Source organism: Methylobacterium sp. J-001, assembly GCF_022829565.1.
Lineage (GTDB): Bacteria > Pseudomonadota > Alphaproteobacteria > Rhizobiales > Beijerinckiaceae > Methylobacterium.
Genome location: NZ_JAKSYN010000072.1, coordinates 1 through 6,528, shown reverse-complemented (window position 1 = coordinate 6,528; position 6,528 = coordinate 1). Strand labels below are relative to the sequence as shown.

Here is a 6,528-nt window from a genome sequence, read left to right as displayed (position 1 = left end):
GGCCCCGGAGGTGTTCATGCCAGCCTTCTCCGCTTGGCCGGCTGCGCTTGCCAGACCAGCTCCGCCGGCCAAGCTACCCGTGGCGGAGCGGCCCACCGTGCACTAACTCTACCCTTGGACCACCTCGTGGGGGCCGATCAGCGCTGCCATCGAGCGGCCCGTTCTGAGCGCTGGCGCTTCCGGCCACGATGAACAGAACGGGGGCGAGAGCGTAGCGCATGGCGGCCAAGATGGGCGCAGGAAGCGTAGCTGTCGAGGTGGATAGGTTGTCGAGCCCTATGCTCGCCGGTACAGCCCGCCGATGTCCGACAAGCTCAAAGCCCTCCTCGAACGCCTGAAGGCGCACCAGCGCACGCTTATCTTGGCGATGGCCGAGCACGACGGGCTGCCGGCTGGAAGCACGATACGCCAGGTCGCCGAGTTGGAGAACGTCATCGCTGCAGTCGAGGCTGTCGCGGCTGAGGAAGCGGAGGCGGCGAACGCGCGATCGCGGATGATCACTCGACAAGCTTAGGTAGTCAGGAATTTACCCCGTCGCGGAAGAAATTCTTTATACAAAACTGTCCATAGCGATCCCAAGCTAATCGTCCTATGGATCATGAAGCGTCATGCTTGCCAATATACGCTTAAGCACGAAAGTCGTCCTCGGTTACGGCGCTATACTTTCGACAATGGTGGCACTAACCATCTACGGCGTCGCCGAAGTGCGCTCAATAGATAAAAGTCTGGAAACAATCAACGATCTCAATTCTGTTAAACAACGCTACGCCATCAATTTCCGTGGCAGCGTTCATGATCGTGCAATCAGTCTCCGCGATTTCACTCTGGTGTCTGACCAGCGTTCGCGCGAGACGGTACTCGCAGATATATCCCGGCTCTCGGACGCATATGCTCGCTCCGCTGCCAGCATGGATCGCATGCTTATTGAACACCTTGAAACCTCTGCCGAGGAGCGAATGATCCTCGGCAACATTAAGCAGATTGAGGCTAAAACACTGCCTTTGATGAAGGAGGTCATCGAGCTTCAGCAGGCGAGTCAGTTCGAGAAGGCCCGCTCCATCCTGATGCAGGACGCACGCCCCGCGTTCGTTGAATGGCTCGGTCGTATCAACCAGTTCATCGACCTGCAGGAAGCCCGCAACCAGAGCATCGGCGCCGACGTGCGGTCGGTTTCGCACGCCTTCACCCTTCTCATGCTCGGTCTCCTTGGACTGGCCGCTGCCGTCGGCGTGGGGTTCGGCCTTTGGGCCTACCGTGCGATCCGACCTCTGAGACCTCTGACAGCCGTGATGCTCAAGCTGGCCCACGGGGATCTCGACGTTACAGTCCCTTCAACCAAGCAGCGTGATGAGGTTCGCGACATCACGCAGGCAGTTCAGGCGTTCAAAGACAATGCCCTCGCAGCACGGGCTTTGGCCGAAGAGCGGCAAGCCGAGCAGGGGCAGAAAATCCAACAGGCTGAGCGGATCGATGCGACGACGCGCGCTTTCGAGAGCACGATGAACGCCATCGTCGGTCACGTGTCGGCTGCAGCCGGTGACATGCAAAACACCGCGCGGGTTATGGAGAGCACGGCAGGGAATACGGCAGCTCGTTCGAGCTCAGTCGCTGCGGCCGCACATGAGGCGGGCGTGAACGTTACCACGGTCGCGGCAGCCGCCGAGGAGCTTGGCCTGTCAGTGCAGGAGATCAGCCGTCAGGTGGCCGGCTCCGCCGACTTGGCTAGAACGGCGGTCGTAGAAGCCGATCAGACTGGAACGTTGGTGCGAGAGATGAGCGCTGCAGTCGCCCGCATCGGTGATGTGGTCGGGCTTATCTCTTCGATCGCCGGCCAGACGAACCTGTTGGCCCTCAACGCTACCATTGAGGCGGCTCGCGCTGGTGTCGCAGGGAGGGGCTTTGCGGTGGTCGCCAGTGAGGTAAAGGCGCTCGCCGAGCAGACCGCGAAGGCCACCGGCGAGATCTCGGGGCAGATCGCACATATCCAGGGTGTGACGGGTCAGGCGGTCGGCGCCATCGGAGCGATCACGACACGGATCCGCGAGATCAGCGGCGTTGCGACCTCGATCGCCGCAGCAGTCGAGCAGCAGGGCGCGGCCACTCAGGAGATCGTGCGCAACGTCAGCCAGGCGGCAATGGGCACCGGCGAGGTGACCGACAACATCTCCGGGGTGGCCCGGGCTTCCGAGGAGACCGGCGCCGCGGCGAGCCAAGTGCTTGGGGCGGCCTCGGAACTGTCGCGCCAGTCCGAGCATCTCGCGGCCGAGGTCGGACGCTTCCTGGCAACCGTGCGTGCGGCGTAAAGCGTTCAGGCTTTCTAGGGTTACACTGGACCAGGTCAGCGAAGGGGCCACTTCCTCCACTTCAGGAGCAAGTCGCCCTTTCTGCTTTTTGAGGCCGGCCTCCAGCCTCTGTGCACCCGACGTCGTACCGAATTGGGCGCACAGGACAAGGCACAAGCACCTGATTGCGATAGGCCGGATTGCCGATGATCCGGGCACCCGTGTCAGCCGCTGATAGGGAGTAACGGGATCAGGGGTCAGCCGCTGATCGAGAACGGCGTAACCTCTACATTCTTCAGGCTCGCAGACCTGGTTCGATCGCTTCCGTAGATCTCCAGGCTGGTAGCCCCCCTCCCGGCGCTTACAGCAGGTGTTGCGGTGTTTAGAACAGTGCCGACACCGCACCGCACTGTAGGGGTTCCATTAACAACCTAAGGGCACAACAGCAGACGAACGCAATCTCGGGTTCCTGCTGTGCGGCTTCCCTCAATCCTCGTCGCGGAGGACATGCGCATCGCCGCGTTGGCTGAGTACGATCTCGTCGACTCAGCACCAGCACCAGCCTTCGCTCAGGTCGTCGCCCTGGCCGCACGCCTGTTCCAGGTCCCGACCGCGTTCGTCTCTCTGCTCGACCGCGACCGTCAGGTCTTTCACGCCAAGGTCGGCCTTGACCTGTGCGAGACGGACCGAGAGGTGGCGTTTTGCTCGCATACCATCACGCAGCGTGACGCCCTCGTCATCCTCGACGCCGCCCTCGATCCACGCTTCCACGACAACCCGCTCGTCACCGGGCCGCCGTACATTCGCTTCTACGCCGGCATCCCGCTGCACGCGCCTTCAGGCCATGCCGTCGGTACGCTCTGCCTCGCCGACACGCGGCCGCGCAACAGCTTCTCCGACGCCGACCGGCAGATCCTACAGCAGCTATCCGATCTTGTCCTCGACCGCATGGAGCTGCGCCGGCTGGAAGTTGCCGAGCGAGCGGGCCAGTCGCGCTTCGTCCAGATCGCAGCGACTTCGCCGGACGGCATCGTCTGTGCCGATGCAACGGGCCACATTACCTTCTGGAATGCCGCCGCCGAGCGGATGTTCGGGCACAGTGCCGCCGAAGCGATTGGGCAGCCCATCGACCTGATCGTGCCCGAGCGGATGCAGGGCGGTCATGGCGGTGGCCTGCACCGCGTCGCCGGCGGGGGCAAGCCCCGGCTCCTGGGCAAGACGGTCGAGCTGCCAGCTCGTCATAAGGACGGGAACGAGTTCCCGATCGAACTGTCGTTGTCGCGCTGGCAGGAGGAGGGGCGTGCCGCGTTCGGTTCGATCATGCGCGATATCCGCGAGCGGCGCGCCAATGAGGACCGTCTGTTCCGCCTCGCCCACCTCGATCCGCTGACCGAACTGCCTAACCGGGCTGTACTGTGCGAGCGGCTGACCGAGATCGTCGCCGCCGCACGTACCGTGTCGGTGCTGATGTTCGATCTCGACGGCTTCAAGGAGATCAACGACAGACACGGGCATGCCACCGGCGACGCCGCGCTCAAGGCGATCGCCGCCCGTCTGCTGGCATGCGTTCGCCCGATCGACACGGTCTCGCGTCTGGGCGGGGATGAGTTCGTACTGCTCATGCCCGACACTGCCGATCCGCTGCGGGCAGCCGAGGTGGCGGATCGGATCATCGCTGCTGTCGCGGAGCCGTTCAAGCACGAGGGTCAGACGCTCCGCCTCGGCACTAGCGTCGGCATCGCCCTGGCCCCGACCCACGGCGAGAGTGCGGACGACCTGCTCTCGTGCGCGGATCTGGCCCTGTACCAGGCCAAAGGCGACGGTCGGCTTTGCCACCGGCTGTTCACCCCCGTGCTGCGGCAGCAGGCACAGCGCCTCCACACCTGCCGCGACGAACTGGGTCGGGCCGTCGAACGCGGTGAGTTCGTGCTGTTCTATCAACCGCAGGTACGCCTCGGCGATGGTGTACTGGTTGGGGCAGAGGCGTTGATCCGGTGGCAGCACCCGGAGCGAGGGCTGCTCGCGCCTATGGCATTCCTCGACGCGCTGGATACCAGCCGGTATGCCGCCCAAGTCGGCGACTGGGTGCTGCGCACCGCCGCTGAACAAGCTGTAATATGGCGCAACGCGGGAGCACCTGAGTTCCGGATAGGGGTGAACCTGTGCAGCGCGCAGGTCCAGCGCGGCGATCTTGCCGAGACGGTCCAGGCGATCCTCCGGGACACCAACTTGCCCGCTGCTGGCCTCGAACTGGAGATCACCGAGAACATCGTACTACGCCACGATGCCGAGGTGATCGCAGCGTTGCGCAGCTTACGCACGGCTGGGGTGGGCATCGCATTCGACGATTACGGCACCGGCTATGCGTCGCTCAGCCTGCTCAAGCGCTTTCCGTTGACCCGACTGAAGATCGACCGCTCGTTCGTGACCGGCATGCTGGCCTCGCACCAGGATGTAACGATCGTGCGGGCGATCCTGCAGCTTGGGTGTGGGTTCGGGCTCGCGGTGATTGCCGAGGGCATCGAGACAGAGGCGGAGTATGCGCGTCTGCGCGAGAAGGGTTGCCAAGAGGGGCAGGGGTACCTGTTCGGCAAGCCGATGCCCGCCGATGTGTTCGCAACTCGGTTTGGTCTGGGCGCCGAGCAAGGGGTGGAAACCTCATCGGCGGCTGCCTGACGTTGCGCGTGGCCCGGGCTGCGACGTGACCTGCCGCGTCTGAGACTAAATGCTACGCTGTCTTCACTATCGGCGTCACACTGGCCCCCATGCCGATCCGGCCAGAGCACCGCTTCTTCTACCCGATCGATTGGTGCGAGCTGTCGATGGCGATCCGCTTCGGTCGGGCACAGGGCCGTTGCGAGAGCTGCGGGCGACCGCATGGGCAGATGGTCTACCACCTCGGCGATGGCCGCTGGTGGGACGCTGAGGCCGGCCGCTGGCGCGATGGATGGGGGCGTCGGATCCGGATCAGGTCGGGCACTGACATCCTCGGCCGCGCCCGCAGGACCCATGTCGTGCTGGCAGCAGCCCACCGGGATCACGACACGGCCAACAACGCGGATGCCAACCTCGCGGCATTCTGCCGGCGCTGCCACGTGATCCACGACCGGCCCGAGCATCAAAGACGGCGCTGGCGCACGCTGTTCCAGCGGAAGGCGATGGGCGACCTGTTCGGCGGTCCCTACGCCTGACCAGCACACTTCCGTTGCATTGTAGCAGCGGTTTTGACGATCGAGAGGACGCTATCGCGTGTGGTCTCGTCGGCGAGACCCGTGAACGCGAGGACGAGTTCCACTACCTTCGGGTCATTGAAGACGGCCGAGATAACGGCCTCCCGGTCATCGTTTCCCTGTGAACCAGCGAAAAACGTCTCGACCGGCACCTTGAGCTGATCGGCGATCCTCTGCAGTCGGCTCGCCCCAATGCGATTACGACCCTTCTCGTATTTCTGCACCTGCTGGAAGCTGACCCCAATGGCTTGACCGAGCGCGGTCTGACTCAGACCCTGCGCCGCCCGGACCGCCGCGATACGGCTGCCGATCTCACGGTCGGCTTCGGTCGCCAGCTTCGGCGCATTGGTGGAGGTCATCGCAGGATCAGTTTTCTACAGGGGGGAGGCTGAACGCACAGCTGCCGGTCCAGCCGTCTAAAACCGACCCAGGATTGTAACTCATTACGTTGCACAACCGCTAGTGCCGCGGCGCAACAGCTGCAACTTGTGCAAGGCACAATTGCAACCCTGGGTGTTTCACGAGATGGGCCTTAATCGTATCGCCCTCGTGAGGGCGATGGGCCCTCCTGAGATCGGGGCACCCCTCATGGACGAGATCGAGGAGCGGCGGCACGTCGTGCTGCGCAACCTCGCGACGCACGCTGGTCCGGCACGCGACCGACTGCGTCTGTCCCTGGACAACGCAGCCCGCTTGGCCTGCCTCCCGCCCGACGTGCGTCAGTTCTGCGGGGGAGAACATGCGGCCGTTGCCGGTCTCGATAGCCGCAAGCACCTCGGGCGGTAGGCAGGCCAAGCCGGCTGCGTTGTCCCGGGACAGACACAGTCTGTCGCGTGCCGGACCCGCGTGCGTAGCGAGGTTGCGCAGCAGGCCCGGCGCGCGCTCCTCGATCTGGTCCATGACGGGTGCCCCGATCTCAGGAAGGCCCATCGCCCTCCCGAGGGCGATACGATTAAGGCCCATCTCGTGAAACACCCAGGGTTGCAATTGTGCCTTGCACAAGTTGCAGCTGTTGC

General features: G+C 64.0%; 6 protein-coding genes. 4 read left to right on the top strand and 2 right to left on the bottom strand.

What is annotated here, in order from left to right; all coding sequences use genetic code 11:
• Positions 1–301 precede the first annotated feature (301 nt).
• The 4 genes from MKK65_RS07905 (at position 302) to MKK65_RS07890 (ending at position 5,473) form a co-directional block, all read left to right on the top strand.
• Positions 302–514 (top strand): hypothetical protein, encoded by a 213-nt coding sequence (locus MKK65_RS07905; protein ID WP_243956868.1) that lies wholly within the window; start codon positions 302–304, stop codon positions 512–514.
• A 94-nt stretch (positions 515–608) separates the two neighbouring features.
• Positions 609–2,303 carry a methyl-accepting chemotaxis protein gene (locus MKK65_RS07900; protein ID WP_243956867.1) on the top strand — a complete coding sequence of 565 codons (1,695 nt, stop codon included), beginning with the start codon at positions 609–611 and terminating at the stop codon, positions 2,301–2,303.
• Between the two features lie 486 nt (positions 2,304–2,789).
• The gene (locus tag MKK65_RS07895) at positions 2,790–4,958 is read left to right on the top strand and encodes a putative bifunctional diguanylate cyclase/phosphodiesterase (protein ID WP_243956865.1); all 2,169 of its coding nucleotides are present in this window, start codon (positions 2,790–2,792) and stop codon (positions 4,956–4,958) included.
• A gap of 89 nt (positions 4,959–5,047) precedes the next feature.
• Positions 5,048–5,473, top strand: coding sequence for a hypothetical protein (locus tag MKK65_RS07890; protein ID WP_243956863.1), 426 nt, complete (start codon positions 5,048–5,050; stop codon positions 5,471–5,473).
• Here MKK65_RS07890 and MKK65_RS07885 read toward each other — a convergent pair.
• Both MKK65_RS07885 and MKK65_RS07880 read right to left on the bottom strand, forming a co-directional pair.
• Positions 5,464–5,871 carry a helix-turn-helix domain-containing protein gene (locus tag MKK65_RS07885; protein ID WP_243956861.1) on the bottom strand — a complete coding sequence of 136 codons (408 nt, stop codon included), beginning with the start codon at positions 5,869–5,871 and terminating at the stop codon, positions 5,464–5,466. The genes MKK65_RS07890 and MKK65_RS07885 overlap by 10 nt on opposite strands.
• Positions 5,872–5,971: 100 nt before the next feature.
• Positions 5,972–6,528 (bottom strand): hypothetical protein (locus MKK65_RS07880; RefSeq protein ID WP_243956859.1); only part of this gene is annotated, 557 nt, incomplete at its 5' end.

Bases quoted from the DNA above. Each gene is read 5' to 3' on its own strand.
- MKK65_RS07905 (WP_243956868.1), top strand. From the start codon at position 302: ATGTCCGACAAGCTCAAAGCCCTCCTCGAACGCCTGAAGGCGCACCAG.
- MKK65_RS07900 (WP_243956867.1), top strand. From the start codon at position 609: ATGCTTGCCAATATACGCTTAAGCACGAAAGTCGTCCTCGGTTACGGC.
- MKK65_RS07895 (WP_243956865.1), top strand. From the start codon at position 2,790: ATGCGCATCGCCGCGTTGGCTGAGTACGATCTCGTCGACTCAGCACCA.
- MKK65_RS07890 (WP_243956863.1), top strand. From the start codon at position 5,048: ATGCCGATCCGGCCAGAGCACCGCTTCTTCTACCCGATCGATTGGTGC.
- MKK65_RS07885 (WP_243956861.1), bottom strand. From the start codon at position 5,871: ATGACCTCCACCAATGCGCCGAAGCTGGCGACCGAAGCCGACCGTGAG.